The organism is Cellulomonas sp. Leaf334 (assembly GCF_001424195.1).
In the GTDB taxonomy this organism is placed as follows: Bacteria; Actinomycetota; Actinomycetes; order Actinomycetales; family Cellulomonadaceae; genus Cellulomonas.
This window is the reverse complement of sequence record NZ_LMOO01000001.1, coordinates 1,368,125-1,387,104: the sequence shown is the minus strand read 5'-3', so window position 1 is coordinate 1,387,104 and position 18,980 is coordinate 1,368,125. Positions and strand designations below refer to the sequence as shown.

The following is an 18,980-nucleotide window of genomic DNA, read 5'->3' as shown; positions in this document are numbered from 1 at the left end:
GGGGATCCGGCGTTCGCGTGACCGTCAGGCGTGGCCCGTGGCCGCCGGGGTCGGGTCCGACTCGTCGCTCGTGCCCTCGTAGCCGGCCGCCTCGATCGTGCTGATCGCCTGGCGGGCGATCGCGAGCTCCTCGTTCGTCGGGACGACCATGACCAGGGTGCTGGTCCAGTCCGGGGAGATGATCGTCGGCTCCTTCTTGCGGCCGGCGTTGCGCTCCGGGTCCACCGCGATGCCGAGGGGCTCCAGGCCTTCGAGCGCACGGGCGCGGACGACGGGGTCGTTCTCGCCGACGCCGGCCGTGAACGTGATGACGTCCACCCGGCCGAGCACCGCGCAGTAGGCGCCGACGTACTTGCGCAGCCGGTGCAGGTAGACGTCGAGCGCCAACGACGCGTCCTCGTCACCGGAGTCGACCAGCGCGTGCAGCTCGCGGAAGTCGTTCTCGCCCGCCAGCCCTTTGAGGCCGGAGCGGCGGTTGAGCAGGTCGTCGACCTCGTCGACCGACAGCCCCGCGTTGCGCTGCAGGTGGATGAGGACCGCGGGGTCGATGTCACCCGACCGGGTGCCCATGACCAGCCCTTCGAGCGGCGTCATGCCCATCGACGTCTCGACCGCGACGCCCCCGCGGACCGCCGACGCCGACGCACCGTTGCCCAGGTGCAGCACGATCTGGTTGAGGTCCTCGAGCCGGCGCCCGAGCACGCGCGCGACCGTGCCGGACACGTACTGGTGCGACGTCCCGTGGAACCCGTACCGGCGCACGCCGTGCTCGCGCGCGACGTCCCGGTCGATCGCGTACGTGGCGGCCGCCTCGGGCAGGGTGCGGAAGAAGGCGGTGTCGAACACGACGACGTGCGGCACGTCGGGCAGCAGCTCGCGGGCGACCTGGATGCCGGTGAGGTTGGGCGGGTTGTGCAGGGGAGCCAAGGGGGAGAGGGCGTCGATCTGGGCGACCACCTCGTCGTCGACGACGACGGGCGCGCCGAAGACCGCGCCGCCGTGCACCACCCGGTGGCCGACCGCCACCACGTGCGCCTGCGTGAGGTCCGGACCGACCTCCTCGAACAGCGCGAGCACGGCCCGCAGGCCTGCGCCGTGGTCGGCGACCGCGTCCGTGCGCTCCGTGGTGGTGCCGCCGTACGTGTGGCGGACCGAGCCCTCGTCCTCGCCGATCCGCTCGACGATCCCCGACGCGATCGCCTCGCCCCCGACCGGGTCGACCAGCTGGTACTTGATCGACGACGAGCCGGAGTTCACCACGAGGACGGACCCCGGGTGGCTGCTGGTCGCGGTCATGACGGGTCCCCCTGCGCCTGGATCGCCGTGATGGCGACGGTGTTCACGATGTCCTGCACCAGCGCGCCGCGCGACAGGTCGTTGACCGGTTTGCGCAGACCCTGCAGGACGGGGCCGATGGCGACGGCGCCTGCGGAACGCTGCACCGCCTTATAGGTGTTGTTGCCCGTGTTCAGGTCGGGGAACACGAACACGGTCGCCCGTCCGGCCACGGCCGAGTCCGGCATCTTCGTCTTGGCCACGGACGCGTCGACGGCGGCGTCGTACTGGATCGGACCCTCGACCGACAGGTCGGGCCGCCGCTCGCGGACCAGCGCGGTCGCCGTGCGGACCTTCTCCACGTCCGCGCCCGAACCCGACTCGCCCGTGGAGTAGGAGAGCATCGCGATGCGCGGCTCGATGCCGAACTGCTGCGCGGTGCCCGCCGACGAGATCGCGATGTCGGCCAGCTGCTCCGCCGTCGGGTCCGGGATGACGGCGCAGTCGGCGTACACGAGCACGCGGTCCTCCAGGCACATGAGGAACGCGCTGGACACGCTGCCGACGCCCGGGGTGGTCTTGATGATCTCGAACGACGGCTTGATGGTGTGCGCCGTGGTGTGCGCGGCCCCGGACACCATGCCGTCGGCCAGCCCGAGCTGCACCATCATCGTGCCGAAGTAGGACACCGACGAGACGATCTCCCGCGCCCGGTCCACGGTCATGCCCTTGTGCTTGCGCATCTCGGTGTACTCGACGGCGAACCGTTCGAGCAGCTCGCCGTCGTGCGGGTCGATGATCGCGGCGTCGTCGAGGTCGAGGCCCAGCTCGGTGGCGCGCGCGCGGATGGCGGGCTCGTCGCCGAGGATCGTGAGGTCCGCGACGCCACGCTGCAGCAGGGTCGACGCGGCGCGCAGGATCCGGTCGTCACCGCCCTCGGGCAGCACGACGTGCTGGCGGTCGGACCGGGCCCGGTCCAGCAGCGCGAACTCGAACATCAGCGGGGTGACCACCTCGGGCCGCTCGACGTCGAGCGCGGCCAGCAGCGCAGCGCCGTCGACGTGCTGCTCGAACAGCGACAGGGCGGTGTCCACCTTGCGCTGCGAGTCGGCCGTGAGGCGCCCGTGGGTGTCCCCGACGGCGCTCGCCGACCGGAAGGTGCCCAGCTCGGTGGACAGGATCGGCAACCTGCTCCCGAGCCCCGTGACCAGGCGGGCGATCAGCGGTGCGGGCCGGAACCCGCCGTTGAGGATGATGCCGGCGAGCGACGGGAACCCGTCGGCCTGGTGCGCCATGAGCAGGCCGAGGAGCACGTCGGACCGGTCGCCCGGCGTGATCACCACGGACCCGTCGGTCAGCTTGCCCAGCAGGTGCTCGACGGACATGGCGCCGACGATGACGTCGAGCACCTCGCGCGAGAGCAGGTCCTCGTCGCCGGCGATGAGCGTCCCGCGCACCGCCTCGGACAGCTGGCGCACCGTCGGCGCGGTGAGCAGCGGGTTCTCCGGCACCGCCCAGGACGGGAGCCCGGTGCCGTCGCGCAGGGCGTCGCGCACGCCGCTGACCGAGCCCGGGGCGCACCGGTTGGCGACGACGGACACCACCTGGGCGTGGTTGGCCTGCATCTCCGTGACGACGACGTCGGCCACCTGTGCGACGACCGCCGGCTTGCGGTGCCCGCCGTTGATGACGAGCACCACCGGCGCGCCGAGGTTCGCGGCGATCCGGGCGTTGTAGGCCAGCTCGGTCGGGCCGGCGACGTCGGTGTAGTCGGTGCCGACCACGACGACCGCGTCGCAGCGCCGTTCGACGTCGTGGTACCGGGACACGATCTGCGCGAGCGCGGCCTCCGGGTCGTCCAGGACCTGCTCGTACGTCACCCCGACGCACTCGTCGTAGGTGAGGTCGACGCCGTCGTGGTGGAGCAGGAGCTCGAGCACGTAGTCGCGGACGTCCGTGGACCTGGCGACCGGGCGGAACACCCCGACCCGCTGGACGGTGCGGGCCAGCAGGTCCACCAGGCCGAGCGCGACCATGGACTTGCCGGAGTCCCCCTCGGGGGACGTGACGTAGATGCTGCGGGCCACGGGGGCGTCTCCGATGCGGTGGTGCGGGTGGAACGGGACCGTGGGGCGGGCAGCGGCGCCCGCCCCACGGACAGGTGGGTGCTACTCGTTGTCCCCGCCGGTCGACAGCGTCGCCTGGACCTGCCCCGAGTCGGCCTGGTCCTGCGCGTCGGGCCAGACCCAGTCCCGGACCTCGGGCAGGTCGTCGCCGAACGCACGGGTGTACTCGCGGGCCCGCAGGCGCTCGTCGACCATCTTCTGGCGCAGGTTCGCCTGCGAGCTGCCGAGGGACGGCACGTTGTCGATGACGTCGATGACGAGGTGGAACCGGTCGAGGTCGTTGAGCATGACCATGTCGAACGGCGTGGTCGTCGTGCCCTCCTCCTTGTAGCCGCGCACGTGGATGTTGCTGTGGCCGTGGCGGCGGTAGGTGAGCCGGTGGATGAGCCACGGGTACCCGTGGTACGCGAAGATCACCGGCCGGTCGGACGTGAACAGCCCGTCGAACTGCGCGTCCGACAGCCCGTGCGGGTGCTCGCGCGAGTCCTGCAGGCGCATGAGGTCGACCACGTTGATCACCCGGACCTTCAGGTCGGGCAGCTCGCGGCGCAGGATGTCCGCCGCCGCGAGCACCTCGAGCGTCGGCACGTCACCCGCGGCACCGAGGACGACGTCCGGCTTCTCACCCGGCACCTCCGAGCCCGCCCAGTCCCAGATGCCCAGACCGCGCGTGCAGTGCGCGATCGCCTGGTCCATCGTCAGGAAGTTCGGGGCCGGCTGCTTGCCCGCGACGACCACGTTCACGTACTGCCGGCTGCGCAGGCAGTGGTCGTACGTCGACAGCAGCGTGTTGGCGTCCGGCGGCAGGTAGACGCGGACGACCGAAGCCTTCTTGTTGACCACGTGGTCGATGAACCCCGGGTCCTGGTGGCTGAAGCCGTTGTGGTCCTGGCGCCAGACGTGGCTGGACAGCAGGTAGTTCAGGCTCGCGATCGGGCGGCGCCACGGGATGTCGTTGGTGACCTTCAGCCACTTGGCGTGCTGGTTGAACATCGAGTCGATGATGTGGATGAACGCCTCGTAGCAGTTGAACAGGCCGTGCCGCCCGGTCAGCAGGTAGCCCTCGAGCCAGCCCTGGCACTGGTGCTCGCTGAGCATCTCCAGCACCCGGCCGGCGCGCGCCAGGTGCTCGTCGACGTCCGCCCCGAAGAACTCCGCGTTCCACTGCTTGTCCGTGGTCTGGAACACCGACTGCAGCCGGTTCGACGCCGTCTCGTCCGGACCGAAGATCCGGAAGTTGTCGGGGTTGAGCCGGATGACGTCCGTCAGCCAGTCGCCCAGCACGCGCGGCGCCTCGCTCATCGAGCCGCCGGGCACCGGGACGTCCACGGCGTAGTCGCGGAAGTCCGGCAGGCGCAGATCCTTCAGCAGCACCCCGCCGTTGGCGTGCGGGTTGTCGCTCATCCGGAGGGCACCCGTCGGCGCGAGCGCTCGGATGTCGTCGTGCAGCCGGCCGTTCTCGTCGAACAGCTCGTTGACCCGGTACGACTCCAGCCACTGCCGCAGCACGTCCAGGTGCTCGGGGGTGTCACGGGCGTTGGCCAGCGGCACCTGGTGCGCCCGCCACGACCCCGTGGTCTTCTTCCCGTCGATGTAGTCCGGCCCCGTCCAGCCCTTGGGGGTGCGGAACACGATCATCGGCCACTGCGGACGCTGCTCGTTGCCCGCGTGCGCGCTGCGCTTGATCTCCGCGATCTCGTCGAGCACCTCGTCGAGCAGCGTCGCGAACCGGCGGTGGATGTCCTCGTGCGACTCCTCGTCGAAGCCCGCGACGAACATGTGCGGCTTGTGGCCGTAGCCCACCATGAGCGACTCGAGCTCGTCGTCGGGGATGCGCGCCAGCACGGTCGGGTTGGCGATCTTGTACCCGTTGAGGTGCAGGATCGGCAGCACGACGCCGTCGTTCTCGACGTTGACGAACTTGTTGGAGTGCCAGCTCGTGGCCAGCGGCCCGGTCTCCGCCTCACCGTCGCCGATGACGGTCGCGACGAGCAGGTCCGGGTTGTCGAACGCGGCACCGTAGGCGTGGCTCAGGGCGTAGCCGAGCTCGCCGCCCTCGTGGATCGACCCGGGCGTCTCGGGCGCGACGTGGCTGGGGATGCCACCCGGGAACGAGAACTGCCGGAACAGCCGGTGGATCCCCTCGGTGTCCTCGGTGATGTCCGAGTAGAACTCCGAGTACGTGCCGTCGAGATAGGCGCTGGCGACGAGTCCCGGTCCGCCGTGGCCCGGGCCGGTGACGTAGATGGTCGACTGCTCGCGCTCCGCGATCGCCCGGTTCAGGTGCGCGTACAGGAAGTTCAGCCCGGGCGTGGTGCCCCAGTGGCCGAGGAGCCGCGGCTTGACGTGGTCACGCGTGAGCGGATCCCGCAGGAGCGGGTTGTCCAGGAGGTAGATCTGCCCCACCGACAGGTAGTTGGCGGCGCGCCACCACTTGTCGATGCGGGCCACGGTGTCGGCGTCGACCACCGTGCCGCTCCCGGTCTGCCACGTGCTGCGTGCCGACGTCGTCGTGCTCATGCGCGCTCCCCAGTCGTCGTTCCGGCGTGCCACCGGCGCGGTGCCAGCCTTCCTGCGGGCGCACGTCCCGGACGAGGGTCGTTGGTCCTGTGTCGCGTGCGCGGGCCCACATGTCATACAACCGCACTCCGCGCGTCGGCGCAGGAGGTGTGGGCGAACGCACGCCGAACGTCCGGGGGCGGGCGGTGGGGGTTTCTGCGCAGGTCAGCGGGGTTCTGGGCCGATCCTGGCGGCTCTGCCCGGTTCCGGCCGGACCCGCTCTGCGAGGTACCGTGAGACGTGACCGAGCAGACCCCCGCAGCCGTCGCGCCCGAGCGCGCGGACGCGTCCGGTCACGACGAGCCGCAGCGGGTCGTCCCCGCGTGGGAGCAGGCCGAGCGGCGCCCGCCGACGACGATGCTCCGCGCGGCTGTGCGACCCCGGATGGTCGTCCTGCTGGTCCTCCTGCTCGCCGCCGCCGCACTGTGCGCCCGCCTCGGCGCGTGGCAGCTGGACCGTGCGCAGGTGCACGGCGCCGCCGCGGCAGAACGCCACACCGCGGAGCTCGTCGCGGCCGCCGCCGTCCCGATCGACGACGTGCTGGTGCCGCAGACCACGTTCACCGGTGACCTCGTCGGCCGCAAGGTCGTCGTGACCGGGACCTACGACGCGGGCGGCCAGCTGCTGGTGACCGGCCGCGCGCACGACGGCACGACCGGCCTGCTCGTCCTGACCCCGCTGACCACGACCGACGGGTCCGTGCTCCCCGTGGTGCGCGGCTGGGTGGCGACACCCGCCGACGCTGACACACCTCCCGCCGGGACCGTGGACGTGACCGGTTACCTGCAGGCGTCCGAGCAGGCCGGCACCGGGGTCGCCGACGGGCAGACCGACGCCATCAGCTCGGCCGAGCTGCTCAACTCCTGGGGCGGCCCGATCTACACCGGGTACCTCGTGGTCTCGGCGTCGGACCCCGCGCAGTCCGACGCGGTCACCCTGCTGGACCCGCCGACGAAGCCCGGTGCCGGGCTCAACATCCAGAACCTCGCCTACGCCGCCCAGTGGTGGATCTTCGGTGCGTTCGCGGTGCTGCTCTGGCTCCGGCTCGTCCGCGACGAGGCCCGCGGGTCCGGTCTCAGCCCAGCGGAGGACGTCGCCGCAGCTCCTTGACCGCGCGGCGCTTCTGCTCGCCCTGCACGCGGCGGACCTGCGACCCCCGGCTCGGCCGGGTGGCGCGGCGCGTCGGGCCCGGGGGAGCGAGGGCGTCGTCGAGGAGGGCGTGCGCCCGCGTGAGCGCGGCCTCGCGGTTGCGCAGCTGGGACCTGTACTCCTGGGCGCTCAGCGTGAGCAGCGAACCACGCAGGCGACTGGCCAGGCGGTCCATGACGCGGTCCTGCTGCGTCGGGCTCGTCCACGGGATCCGCGCGAGGTCGACCGTGAGCTCGACGCGGGAGTCGGTCGTGTTCACGGACTGACCCCCTGGCCCGCTGGAGCGCGAGAAGCGCCACGCGAGGGCGTCGTCGGGGACGACGACTCCGCCGCGCAGGGTCAGGGGGTGGATCATGCGTGCATTCTCCACCGACGGTGGCTCGCCCGGTTCAGTCTCGCTGCAGCGCAGGACGACGTGCGCGCTGGGCGGCAACCGTCAGCGCCGCTCCCAGCAGCAGGGCGAGCGCAGCGGCCCGGGCGGTGCCGTCCACGCCGTCCGCCCCGGTCGCCGCGAGCTCGGCGCCGTCGTCCGACGTGTCGGCGTAGCTGTTGGTCGCGGTGACGAGGCCGACGACCGCGGGGTCCCCGGCGGCGACGACCACCCGGCCGCCGGCGGGGGAGAGCGTCGAGGTGAACGCCCCGCCCGGCTGGTCCGCGTCCTCTGCCACCGTGCAGATGGTCCCGACGGGGAACCCGTCGACGACGACCGTGCCGCCGCCCGCCACGGACCACGCGCCGGAGGACGCGCCGGAGGCGCCTGGTGCGCTGCACGACCAGGTCCCCGTGAAGACGGCGCCCGCTGGCGCAGCGCCGGTCACGACCTTCCGTACGGCGAAGCCGCCGAGCACGGGCGCGACGTCGGGCTCGACCACGTTGGTCACCTGCACCGCGCTCACGGCGCTGCCGCGACCCACGGTGAACGCGAAGCCACCGTGCTCCGGAGTTGCGGTCGTGCCGCCGGTGACAGCGAACGTCGGGGCGGTCCAGGTGCCGCCCACCGGGTCCGCGGGCAGGACCTCCACCAGCTCGACGACGCTGTCCGGAGCGACGTCGACCGGACCGAGCACGGTGCCGTCGGAGGCGACGACGAGGTCGGGCGACTGCTGCACGTCGTCCACCCACCACTGGAAGGTGAAGCTGGCCGGTGCACCGAGCCCGGCGTCGTCCACGGACTTGGCGACGCTGAACCGGCCCTGCCCGACGAGGGTGTCGGTGAGGGTCACGGCGATCTCCGCATCCTCGTCGACGACGAACGCGACCTGGGCGCCCGGCTGGGTCGGTGCGATCGTCGTCGTTCCCGTGACGGTCCAGACGGGCGTCTGCCAGACTCCGCCCGGCACGGTCGCCGGCGTGGCCTCCCCGAGCTCGACGACCGTCCCTGACGGGACCGTGGCCGGGCCGAGCACGGTGCCGTCCGTCTCGACCGACAGGTCGGGCAGCTGCCGGACCCCGTCGACCCAGTACTGCACGAACACGTTGTGGGGCAGGGCGTCGAAGGTGCCGTCCACCACCAGGGTCTTGCTGAGCTGCACCGTGCCGACCGTCGTGGCGTCGTCCGGGACGCACCCCTCGAACGCGTAGTGGTGGATCTCGCCGGAGCCGCCTGCCTTGGTCAGCGTCGCGGCGATCACCTGGCCCTCGACTGGGCTCGAGTTCTCCAGCGTCAGGTCGGCCCGGGGTGCCAGGATCGTCCCGGTGATCCGGTCCTGGCTCGAGATCGTCAGCGGTCCGGTCTCGTCGTAGCTCCACAGCACCCACGGGGCGAACAGGTTGTTCGTGCCGGAGTCGTTCGCGCCGTTGAACCGCGGGATGCTGAACTCGGTGCCGCCGGACATCCGCACGATCAGCCCGGTGGTGGAGGACGGTACGGCGCCGGTGAAGTTGAGCGCGGTCACGCCGTCGAACTGCTCGGGCGTCACGGAGAGCACGTTGAGGTCACCGTCGACGAGCTCGAGCTGCTTCTCCGGGGCGTTCCCCGTGAGCGTCACCGCCGAGACGCCGGTGTTCGCCCCGGGCAGGTCGGCGACCGCGTCCGCCATGGCGTCGAGCGTCGGGAAACCGCTGGTCACCGGGGTGACGTCGACCGGTCCGATGTTCGCGGCCACCCAGGCGGCGAGGTCGTCGGCCGGCGCGGGCGGGTTCGGCGGGACGACGCGCGCCTGGCTCGTGCCGTCCGCGATGAACACCTCCTGGCCCTGCAGGGTGAAGGTCGTCCAGGTCTGCGCGCCGGCGAACATCTCGCCCCGCGGCCAGGCCGGGTCGTCCGCAGCCGAGCCCACCTGCAGGATGCCCTGCGACACCGCCAGGTCGTACGCGCCGGCCGAGACACGCACCGGCAGGTCCGTGCCACCGACGTCGAGCGTCGGCAGGTCGTAGTCCGGAGGTGTCAGGCCGGTCGAGTGCCGCACGTCGAACGTCGACGCCCAGGACAGCGAACCGCCGACGCCCAGCGTGCCCTCGATCTCCGAGCCGGCCATCGACGCGTCGCCCTCGACGAGGACCGTGAACCCTTGCGTCGGGTCGCCGGGCACGCCGCAGAAGCTGATCGCCGCGGCCGGCGTCGGGGTGCCGACCGTGAGCGCGGTGGCGAGGGCGGGGACCGCGAGTGCGGAGGCGACCAGGGCGGCGGTCGCCCGCGATCGGCGTCGGGTGAGGTGCACGCGAGAGCCTTCCGATGATGAGAAGTTCCTCACGCAACCTAACCGATTCGGACGAATCCGCCCATCGAGCCGCACGGACTGCGTGCGGCTCGACGGGCGTCCCCCTCAGACGGCGTCGTGCTGCCAGGAGTGCCACAGCGCGGCGTAGTCGCCCCCGGCGGCGACCAGCTCGTCGTGCGGGCCGATCTCCGTGATCCGGCCGCCGTCGACCACCGCCACCCGGTCTGCGTCGTGCGCGGTGTGCAGGCGGTGGGCGATCGCGACCACGGTCCGGCCGGAGAGCACGGCCGACAGCGAGCGCTCGAGGTGCCGGGCCGCCCGCGGGTCCAGCAGCGACGTGGCCTCGTCGAGCACCAGCGTGTGCGGGTCGAGCAGGACGAGCCGGGCCAGCGCGATCTGCTGGGCCTGCGCCGGCGTGAGCGCGGCACCGCCCGAGCCGACCTCGGTCTCCAGCCCCTCGGGCAGCGCCTGCACCCACTCCCACGCGTCGACCGCCCGGAGCGCCCGCTCGAGCGCGGCCGCGTCGGCGTCCACCTGCGCCAGGCGCAGGTTGTCGGCGACCGACCCGACGAACACGTGGTGCTCCTGGGTGACCAGGGCGACGTGCCCGCGCAGCTCCTCCAGCGGCAGGTCGATCAGCGGGACGCCGCCGACCGTGACCGTGCCGTCGGTGGGTGGGTGGATGCCCGCGAGCATCCGCCCGAGCGTGGACTTGCCGGCACCGGACGGTCCGACGACGGCGAGCCGCTCACCCGCGGCCAGGTCGAGGTCGATCCCGTGCAGCACGTTGTGGCCCTCGCGGTACGCGTACGTCAGCCCCCGGGAGGCGATGTCCTCGTCGACGGGCGTGCCCGGACGCGTCCGGCGGTCGGGCTCGACCAGCTGGACTCCGACGATGCGCGCGAGCGAGGTCGCCGCCACCTGGATCTCGTCGACCCAGAAGATCAGCTCCCACACCGGGCCGGTGATCTGGTACGTGTACAGCACGATCGTGGTGACCGCGCCGACCGTCACGTAGCCCTCGGACGCGAGGTAGCCGCCCCACAGCAGCACGGCGGCCGGCGCCAGGACGAACGCCGCGTCGATGCCGGGGAACAGGATCGTGCGCAGGCGCAGCGTCACCTTCTCGGCCTCGAACGCCTCCCGCAGGTCGGCGTCCACGCGGCCCGTCCGCCGTCGGCCCAGCCGCAGGGCGTCGACCGTGCGGGCGCCCTCGACGGACTCCGTGATCGTCCCGTTCAGCACCGCGTACGCGGCCGACTCGCGCTGGTAGGCCGGCGTGGCGCGCTTGAGGTACCAGCGCACGATCAGCAGCAGCGTGGGCACGCCGATGAACATCGCGAGCGAGACCACGGGCGAGAGGATCAGGCACGCCACGATCGTGAGCGTGATGGTCACGACGGCGACGATCACCCGCGGGACGCCGAAGCGCACCGCGTGCTGCAGCTTGTTGACGTCGTTCGTCGTGCGCGCCACCAGGTCACCCGTGCCGGCCCGCTCGACGACGGACAGCGGCAGGGCCGTGACCTTCTCGATGAACTCCTCGCGCAGCTCGGCGAACACCTCCTCGCCGAACACCATCGACGCCCGCTGCGCGAACCGGATGAGCACGGTCTGCGCGAGGACGGCGACGGCGCCGACGACGATCAGCGTGTTGATGTACGTCGCCGTGGTGCCGCCGGTGACGGCGTCGACGAGCATGCCGAGCAGCCACGGACCCGCGAGCCCCGCGGTCGCGGCGAGCGTGTGCAGCACCGCGATGAGGATCAGAGGGCGCCGGTGCTTGCGGAAGAGGACGCCCGTGTACGCCCGGACCGTCGCCGTGTCGGCGATGGGGAGCTTCATGACTGTCCTCCGGCCCTGTTCTCTCGGGCAGACTGCCCAACCATCAGTTCCTCGTACAACCGCTCGTCGTCCGCGATGCTCTCGTCGGGCTCCTCGTCCATCTGCCGCCCCACGACGGCTCGGTAGGCGAGGGCGACCTCGAGGTCGTCGGCGCCGTGCGCGAGCAGGTCGTCGTGGGTGGCGCGGGCGCGCACGAGACCGCCCTGCACGAACGCGACCTCGTCGACGTGGTCGAGCACCAGCGGGCTGGCGGTGACCACGAGCGTCGTGCGGCCGCGCCGGACGTCCGCGAGCCGGGCAGCGATCCGGGCCTCGGTGTGGGCGTCGACCGCGCTGGTCGGCTCCACGAGCACCAGGATCTCCGGGTCGATGAGCAGCGCCCGGGCGAGGGCGACGCGCTGCCGCTGCCCGCCGGACAGTGAGCGGCCCTTCTCGGGCAGCTCGCCGGCGAGGCCGTCGGGCACCGAGTCGAGTACGTCCTGCGCGTCGGCCGTCGCGATCACGCGCAGCAGGTCGTCCTGGGTGGCCGACCCGCGCACGTCGAGCTCCTCCTCGAGGAGCCCCGAGAAGAGGTGCGGGGTGGCCTCCGCGACGACGATCCGTTCGCGCACGACGTCCTTGTCGAGGTCGGACAGCAGCACGCCGCCGAGGCGCACCGGGGTGTCCTTCTCGGCGTCGTCGTCGAACCTGCCGAGCCGCGTGGCGATGCGGGCGGACTCGTCGGGGTCCGCGCTGACCAGCGCGACCACCCGGCCGGGCTCCAGGTGCAGCCCGCTGACCTCGTCGACCAGCGGCACGTGCCGGTCCGGCGCCGCGGCGGTGCCCGGTGTCGCGCCCGTGGCGGGCACGACCTGCAGGACCTTGACCACCTTGGTCGCGCCGATGTGCGCCCGCGTCGCCGCCTGGAGCATCTGTGTCGCGTTCTGCACCGGCCACGACAGGAACGCCGCGAAGCCGTACGTCGCCACCAGCTGGCCGGGCGTGATGGTGCCGGCCAGCGCCATGTGGGCGCCGAGCCAGATGAGCGTCACCACGAACGCGCCCGGCAGCAGGACCTGGAGGGCGTCGAGGACCGACTGCGTCTTGGCGACCTCGACACCGCGGCGCCGCGTCTCCTGCGACTGCGTGCGGTACCGGCCGGTGAAGACGTTCTCGCCGCCGATGCCGCGCAGGATGCGCAGGCCCGAGACCGTGTCCGCGCCGAGCGTCGTCAGACGTCCGGACGCCTCGCGCTGTGCCGCCTGCCGGCGGGACAGCGGCTTGACGAGCAGGCCGAGGATCGCCGCGACCGTCGGCAGCCCGAGGACGACGACGAGGCCCAGCGGGACCGACACGCGGAGCATCAGCACCGCGACGATGCCGTACGCGACCAGGCTGCCGAGGAAGTGGGCAGCGAGCGCGAAGACCTCACCGATGCGTAGCGCGTCGTTGGCGACGGCCGAGACGACCTCACCGGTCGGCAGCTCCTTGGTGATCGTGTGGCCCGACCGGGCGACGGTCCGGCCGACCAGCTGCGACGACGTGAACGCCGCCCGCAGCCAGTTGTTCACGTCGTACCGGTGACCGATCGCCGACGTCGTGATGACCACGGCACCGATGGCCAGCAGGGTGCCGCACGCGCGCCACAGGTCCGGACCGAAGCCGGACTCCAGCCCGTCGTCGACCGCCCGGCCGACGACGTACGGGGTGAACGCCTGGGCGGCGAACTGCAGGATGCCGAGCCCGACGGCGGTCAGGAGGATGCCCCACTGCCGACCTGCCAGCCACCAGAGCAGCGCGACGGGCCCGCTCAGAGGCGGGGTGCCGGGGTCGTCGAGGGGGAGGGAACGCACGGGCGTCAACGTTACGGGCCGGTACTGACAGCGCCGAACGGTTTTCCGGGCCACGCCCCGCGGGAGCGACCCGCCGGACGAGTACATTGTGGCGGCGCTCCTCGACCCACGCTCGAGTGCACGGCGTCGCCCACACCATGGAGAGTCGAGAGAATGCGCAACGAGCCGGCCCACCACCACGTCCTCGCACGGTGAGCGCTCCAGCGACCTTCTCGGCCTCGGGCGTCCACCGGACCGCGCGCCTCCTCGGGACGGGTGCCCTGATCGCGGCACCGGTGTTCGTCCTGATCGGCGTCCTCTCGCTCGTCCGGACGACCTGGGGGCCGACACCGCCCGTGGAGATCCTGCAGACCGTCGCGGCCGGCGCTGCCATCGAGGTGCGGCACACCATCCACGGCAGGGCGCTGTGGGGACAGCCGGGCGTCGACCTGTCCGAGGTGACCTGCACGACCGGCGGCGGTGACGTGCTGCCGGTCGGCCCCGTCGAGGGTCGCCCGACGCAGGTGGAGGCGGTCGACGGGAGCGGGCCGTGGGTCTGGCTCACGACGACGCAGGGACAGCCCGCGTCCTCGTCGGCCACCTGCGTCGGAGGCGGCCTCACGACGGTCGGCACCTCGGTCGACCCGGGCGACGGGACCCGGGGCGAGCTGGGGTGGCGTGCCTTCGTCTTCGCGGCCTTCCTGCTCGGCCTCGGTCTGGTGCTGCGGCGCGTCACCGCGCCGCCGGCCGGTTCTCGCGCCGCGGGCGCACCGGTCGAGGGATGACCGTGCACCACCAGTACCGCAGGGCAGCCGCTCTCGCGCTCTCGGCCATGCTCGGGCTGGCGGCCTGCACCGCTGGTCCGCCCGCTCCGGCGCCGACCCCGACGGCGTCCCCCACCGCGTCGTCGGCCCCGGGTCCGGTGACGGTGCAGGTCGAGCACCTCGGGCTGCCGATCGAGATCACGGTGCAGCCCGTGCAGGTCGCCGGCGACGCCGCGCTGGTGACGATCGGCTTCACGATGCCGGCCGACGCGCCGGAGGGGACGTCCCTCCCGCTCAGCCTGCTGCTGCACGACCCGGCCTCGATGTTCAACCTGGGCCAGGTGCGGCTGCTCGACCTGGCGGCGTCGACGGTGTCGGACCCGGCCCAGGACGCGAGGAGCCGGTCCGTCTCGACGCACGAGCTGCTCACCCTGACGCCCGGCGCGTCGGTGACGGCCGAGGTCGTCTACGCCGCGCCGACCTCGCCCGAGATCGCGGTCCTGTTCCCCTACCTCGGGCTCGTGGCCGGTGTCCCGGTCGAGGAGGTCGCTACCCTGCCGACGACGCCCGAGGACCTCGGTGCGGAGGGCGCCGTGACGTACCCGTCCGCCGGCATCGACGTCTTCACGGTGGCGTACGACGACTCGTCGACCGCGCGCGTCGAGGGGGACGCCGCCACCGTCACCCTCGCCTCGGACGTGCTCTTCGCGACCGACGAGTTCGTCCTCACGCCCGAGGCCGCGGCGGTCGTCGACGCCGCGGGCGAGCAGATCGCCACGAGCGGGCTGGCCGGCGAGGTCACCGTGGTCGGCCACACCGACGACGTGGGCACCGACGCCTACAACCAGGACCTGTCGGTCCGGCGGGCGCAGTCCGTGGCCGACCGACTCGCGCCCGTGCTCGGGGACGGCTTCACGGTCGTCGTGGACGGCAGGGGAGAGAGCGAACCGGTCGCGTCCGGGTCGTCCCCCGAGGAGCGCGCCGTCAACCGCCGCGTCGAGATCCGGTTCACGACGGCGGACGCGGGTGCCGCCGTCGACGTCCCCGCGGTCGCTCCGGTGCCCGAGCCCGACGCCCCGGTGTCGTCGGGCGGCGAGCCGGTGTCCGTCGAGCTCGACGCGGCCGGGTACGACGTCACCGCGACCTCCGTCGTGCGTGCCGAGGGCTATCTCGTGGGTTCGCTCGAGGTCGAGCGGACGTCCCCGGGCACGGGCCAGGTCGTCGGGCTCTTCGGCAGCTTCGCGGAGGGCAGGGACCTCGAGCGAGGGCTGGGCTCGCTGACGACGACGGCGGGCGCGTACTCGGCCAGCCTGCTGGGTGCGGGCGGGCGGCTCTACCCGGGGGACTACGTCGTCGAGGAGGGGGTCGACGGTCAGGCGGACCGGCGGGCGGTGATCGCCGACCGGTTCCTCGACCAGCAGGTCGCGCAGGGCGAGTCCCTGCACGTGACGGTGCTGTGGCCGGACCTCGGCGGCGACTCCGTCGACATCGACGTGCCGGGACGGTTCCGGATCACCGACGTCCCGGTCACGGAGCCGTGAGGTCGCTCGCCGTGCACGGTCACCTCCGGGCGCCGACTACCCTTGCGGCGTGACGCAGACGCCTGACCCGGCCGCCACCACCCACCGTCCCGTGCTCGTCGTGGACTTCGGCGCGCAGTACGCGCAGCTGATCGCGCGACGCGTCCGCGAGGCCAACGTGTACTCCGAGATCGTGCCGCACACCGCGTCCGTCGCGGACCTGCTGGCCAAGGATCCCGCCGCGATCATCCTGTCCGGCGGCCCGTCGTCGGTGTACGCCACCGGTGCCCCGTTCGTGGACCCGGCACTGTTCGAGGCCGGCGTCCCCGTGCTCGGCATCTGCTACGGGTTCCAGGCGATGGCTGCGGCGCTCGGCGGGACGGTCGCGCAGACCGGTCAGCGCGAGTACGGCGGCACGGCCGTCGAGGTCACCTCCGCCGGCACGGTCCTGTCGGGCAGCCCGGCGTCGCAGACCGTGTGGATGAGCCACGGCGACGCGGTGCACGCCGCGCCCGAGGGCTTCGAGGTCCTCGCGACGTCGTCCGGCAGCCCCGTCGCGGCGTTCGAGGACCGTGCCCGGCGCCTGTTCGGCGTGCAGTGGCACCCCGAGGTCAAGCACTCGCCGCTCGGGCAGAAGGCCCTCGAGAACTTCCTCTACGAGGGCGCCGGGCTGACCCCCGACTGGAACGCGGGGAACGTCGTCGCGGAGCAGGTCGAGAAGATCCGCGCCCAGGTCGGTGACGCGCGGGTGATCTGCGGCCTGTCCGGCGGGGTCGACTCCTCCGTGGCGGCCGCTCTCGTGCAGAAGGCCGTGGGGGACCAGCTGACCTGTGTCTTCGTCGACCACGGCCTGCTGCGGTCGGGCGAGGCCGAGCAGGTCGAGAAGGACTTCGTCGCGGCGACCGGCGTGCAGCTCAAGGTCGTCGACGCGCGCGAGCGGTTCCTGCGGGCGCTCGCCGGGCACACCGACCCCGAGACCAAGCGCAAGATCATCGGCCGCGAGTTCATCCGGGTGTTCGAGGACGCGGCGCGGGAGGTCGTCGAGGGTTCCGACGAGGAGGTCAAGTACCTCGTCCAGGGCACCTTGTACCCGGACGTCGTGGAGTCCGGTGGGGGCGAGGGCGCGGCGAACATCAAGTCGCACCACAACGTCGGCGGCCTCCCGGACGACCTGCAGTTCGACCTGGTCGAGCCGCTGCGCACCCTCTTCAAGGACGAGGTGCGCGCGGTCGGCCTGGAGCTGGGCGTGCCCGAGGGGATCGTCTGGCGCCAGCCGTTCCCCGGGCCCGGCCTCGGCATCCGGATCATCGGCGAGGTCACGGCGGAGCGTCTCGACATCCTGCGGGCGGCCGACGTGATCGCCCGCGAGGAGCTGACCCGCGCCGGCCTGGACCGGGACATCTGGCAGTGCCCGGTGGTGCTGCTCGCGGACGTCCGGTCCGTGGGGGTCCAGGGCGACGGCAGGACCTACGGGCACCCCGTCGTCCTGCGCCCCGTGTCCTCCGAGGACGCGATGACCGCCGACTGGACCCGCCTGCCGTACGACGTGCTGGCCGTCATCTCGACCCGGATCACCAACGAGGTGCCCGAGGTCAACCGCGTGGTCCTCGACGTGACGAGCAAGCCGCCGGGCACCATCGAGTGGGAGTGAGCGAGACAGTGACCGACACCACGACGAGCACCGATCCCTGGGTCCGCAAGGCCCGCGGTGCCACGCTGCGCTACCGCGTGATGGCCTGGATCACCGGGACGCTCCTGCTGCTGCTGTGCGTCGAGCTGATCCTGAAGTACGTGTTCCACGCGAACGGCGTCGACGCCTCCGGGACGCCGAACCCGGTCATCGGCGCGTGGATCGCGTACGCGCACGGCTGGATCTACGTCGTCTACCTGGTGACGGTCTTCGACCTCTGGTCGAAGATGCGCTGGCGCCTCGGGCGGCTGGCGACCATGGCGGCGGCGGGCGTCGTGCCCGTGATGTCGTTCGTGCTGGAGCGCACGGTGCACGCCCAGGCGCTCGCGCGCATCGAGGCTGCCGGGGGCGCACGCGGGTGATGTGTGCGGGATCGTGAACGGACGTCCGGTTCACGCAGATACGGTGACCCCGTGCTGATCGTCCACGTCTCCGACTGCTACGCACCACGCACCGGCGGGATCGAGTCCCAGGTGGGTGACCTCGCCGCGCGTCAGGTCGCCGCCGGGCACGAGGTGCACGTGCTGACCGCGACCCTGGGCGTCGGCGGCGAGCGCGGGGGAGTCGTCGACCTCGAGGACGGCGTGCACGTCCACCGCCTCGGGGCGCGGGTCCCCTTCGACCTGCCGGTCAACCCCGTCGGTCCGCGGCTGATGCGGGAGGCGTTCGCTGACCTGCGGCCCGACGTCGTGCACGTCCACGCCGGGGTGCTCTCGCCGTTCGCGTACGACGGAGCCCGGATCGCCCTCGACGTCGGCCTGCCGACCGCGATCACGTGGCACTGCATGCTCGACGGTGTCGTCGGCACCCTGCGGACGCTCGTGCAGCGCACCCGCTGGCAGCGGACACCGGCCGCCCTCAGTGCGGTGAGCCACGCCGCCGCGGCCCGCGTGCGGGAGGTGTTCGGCACCGAGGTGTCCGTGATGCCCAACGGGATCGACCTCGACGTCTGGGCGCCGACCACCCTGTCCGCAGGGCGGGGTCGTCCCGGTGAGCGCGGGCCGCTGCGGCTCGTGTCGACCATGCGCCTGGCACCCCGCAAGCGGGCCGTCCCCCTGGTCGAGCTCGTCGGGCAGGCCGCTCGGCGGCTGCCGCCGGACCGGTTGCGGCTGACCGTCATCGGCTCCGGCCCCGCGCAGGGCAGGGTGAGGTCCGCCGTGGCGGGTCAGGGTCTGCAGCACGTGGTCGACCTGCGCGGCCGGCTGACCCGGCCGCAGGTGCGGGCCGCCTACGCGGACTCCGACGTGTTCCTGGCCCCGGCCGAGCTCGAGGCGTTCGGCATCGCCGCGCTCGAGGCCCGCACCGCAGGGCTCGCGATCGTCGCCCGGCGCGGTACGGGCATCGCCGAGTTCGTCGAGGACGGCATCGACGGTCTGCTCGTGTCCGACGACGCGGAGATGACGGAGGCCGTCGTCCACCTGGCGCGCGACGGCCGGCTGCTCGACGGGATGCTCGCGCACAACCGCGTCGTGCGTCCGCGTTTCGGGTGGGACGACGTGCTGGCCGCCGCCGAGGCGGAGTACGGCCGCGCGCAGGACCTCGCCCGCGTCTGACGATGCCCGGCGATTCGCCGTATTCGTC

Annotated in this window: 13 protein-coding genes; 6 read left to right on the top strand and 7 right to left on the bottom strand. The window is 72.6% G+C overall.

From position 1 onward, the window contains the following. Nucleotides 1-24: 24 nt before the first annotated feature. From ASF78_RS06120 to ASF78_RS06110, 3 genes are all read right to left on the bottom strand, one after another. Nucleotides 25-1,296: an acetate/propionate family kinase gene (locus ASF78_RS06120; RefSeq protein WP_056585759.1), complete on the bottom strand. Its 1,272-nt coding sequence runs from the start codon at nucleotides 1,294-1,296 to the stop codon at nucleotides 25-27. Beyond that, on the bottom strand, nucleotides 1,293-3,362 hold the full coding sequence (gene pta / locus ASF78_RS06115; RefSeq protein WP_200940521.1) for a phosphate acetyltransferase: 2,070 nt from the start codon (nucleotides 3,360-3,362) through the stop codon (nucleotides 1,293-1,295). The genes ASF78_RS06120 and pta overlap by 4 nt, the downstream gene beginning before the upstream one ends. Before the next feature lie 81 nt (nucleotides 3,363-3,443). Continuing rightward, nucleotides 3,444-5,921, bottom strand: coding sequence for a phosphoketolase (locus ASF78_RS06110; protein WP_056585756.1), 2,478 nt, complete (start codon nucleotides 5,919-5,921; stop codon nucleotides 3,444-3,446). A gap of 279 nt (nucleotides 5,922-6,200) precedes the next feature. On the opposite strand from ASF78_RS06110, the gene ASF78_RS06105 reads away from it, so the two are divergent. Continuing rightward, nucleotides 6,201-7,070 carry an SURF1 family protein gene (locus tag ASF78_RS06105; protein WP_235518410.1) on the top strand — a complete coding sequence of 290 codons (870 nt, stop codon included), beginning with the start codon at nucleotides 6,201-6,203 and terminating at the stop codon, nucleotides 7,068-7,070. On the opposite strand, the gene arfB is transcribed toward ASF78_RS06105, so the two are convergent. The 4 genes from arfB to ASF78_RS06085 form a co-directional block, all read right to left on the bottom strand. Beyond that, on the bottom strand, nucleotides 7,036-7,464 hold the full coding sequence (gene arfB, locus ASF78_RS06100) for an alternative ribosome rescue aminoacyl-tRNA hydrolase ArfB (RefSeq protein ID WP_056585754.1): 429 nt from the start codon (nucleotides 7,462-7,464) through the stop codon (nucleotides 7,036-7,038). The genes ASF78_RS06105 and arfB overlap by 35 nt on opposite strands. Before the next feature lie 34 nt (nucleotides 7,465-7,498). Beyond that, the gene (locus ASF78_RS06095) at nucleotides 7,499-9,769 is read right to left on the bottom strand and encodes a collagen-binding domain-containing protein (RefSeq protein ID WP_056585753.1); all 2,271 of its coding nucleotides are present in this window, start codon (nucleotides 9,767-9,769) and stop codon (nucleotides 7,499-7,501) included. A gap of 105 nt (nucleotides 9,770-9,874) precedes the next feature. Further along, complete coding sequence (locus ASF78_RS06090) at nucleotides 9,875-11,614, bottom strand: ABC transporter ATP-binding protein (RefSeq protein ID WP_056585751.1); 1,740 nt, start codon at nucleotides 11,612-11,614, stop codon at nucleotides 9,875-9,877. Continuing rightward, nucleotides 11,611-13,446, bottom strand: coding sequence for an ABC transporter ATP-binding protein (locus ASF78_RS06085; protein ID WP_056585749.1), 1,836 nt, complete (start codon nucleotides 13,444-13,446; stop codon nucleotides 11,611-11,613). Before ASF78_RS06085 ends, ASF78_RS06090 begins: the two co-directional genes overlap by 4 nt. A gap of 191 nt (nucleotides 13,447-13,637) precedes the next feature. Between ASF78_RS06085 and ASF78_RS06080 the strand changes: the two genes are divergently transcribed. From ASF78_RS06080 to ASF78_RS06060, 5 genes are read left to right on the top strand one after another with little or no spacing between them, the layout of a single operon-like run. Then, nucleotides 13,638-14,210: a hypothetical protein gene (locus ASF78_RS06080; RefSeq protein ID WP_056585747.1), complete on the top strand. Its 573-nt coding sequence runs from the start codon at nucleotides 13,638-13,640 to the stop codon at nucleotides 14,208-14,210. Beyond that, on the top strand, nucleotides 14,207-15,730 hold the full coding sequence (locus ASF78_RS06075; protein WP_056585745.1) for an OmpA family protein: 1,524 nt from the start codon (nucleotides 14,207-14,209) through the stop codon (nucleotides 15,728-15,730). Before ASF78_RS06080 ends, ASF78_RS06075 begins: the two co-directional genes overlap by 4 nt. A 49-nt stretch (nucleotides 15,731-15,779) precedes the next feature. After that, a complete protein-coding gene (gene guaA, locus ASF78_RS06070) occupies nucleotides 15,780-17,360 on the top strand; it encodes a glutamine-hydrolyzing GMP synthase (protein ID WP_056585743.1) in 1,581 nt (526 codons plus the stop codon). Further along, nucleotides 17,357-17,761, top strand: a complete 405-nt coding sequence (locus tag ASF78_RS06065; RefSeq protein ID WP_235518408.1) for a DUF3817 domain-containing protein — start codon at nucleotides 17,357-17,359, stop codon at nucleotides 17,759-17,761. The genes guaA and ASF78_RS06065 overlap by 4 nt, the downstream gene beginning before the upstream one ends. Before the next feature lie 51 nt (nucleotides 17,762-17,812). Further along, the gene (locus tag ASF78_RS06060; RefSeq protein WP_056585739.1) at nucleotides 17,813-18,952 is read left to right on the top strand and encodes a glycosyltransferase family 4 protein; all 1,140 of its coding nucleotides are present in this window, start codon (nucleotides 17,813-17,815) and stop codon (nucleotides 18,950-18,952) included. Nucleotides 18,953-18,980 lie beyond the last annotated feature (28 nt).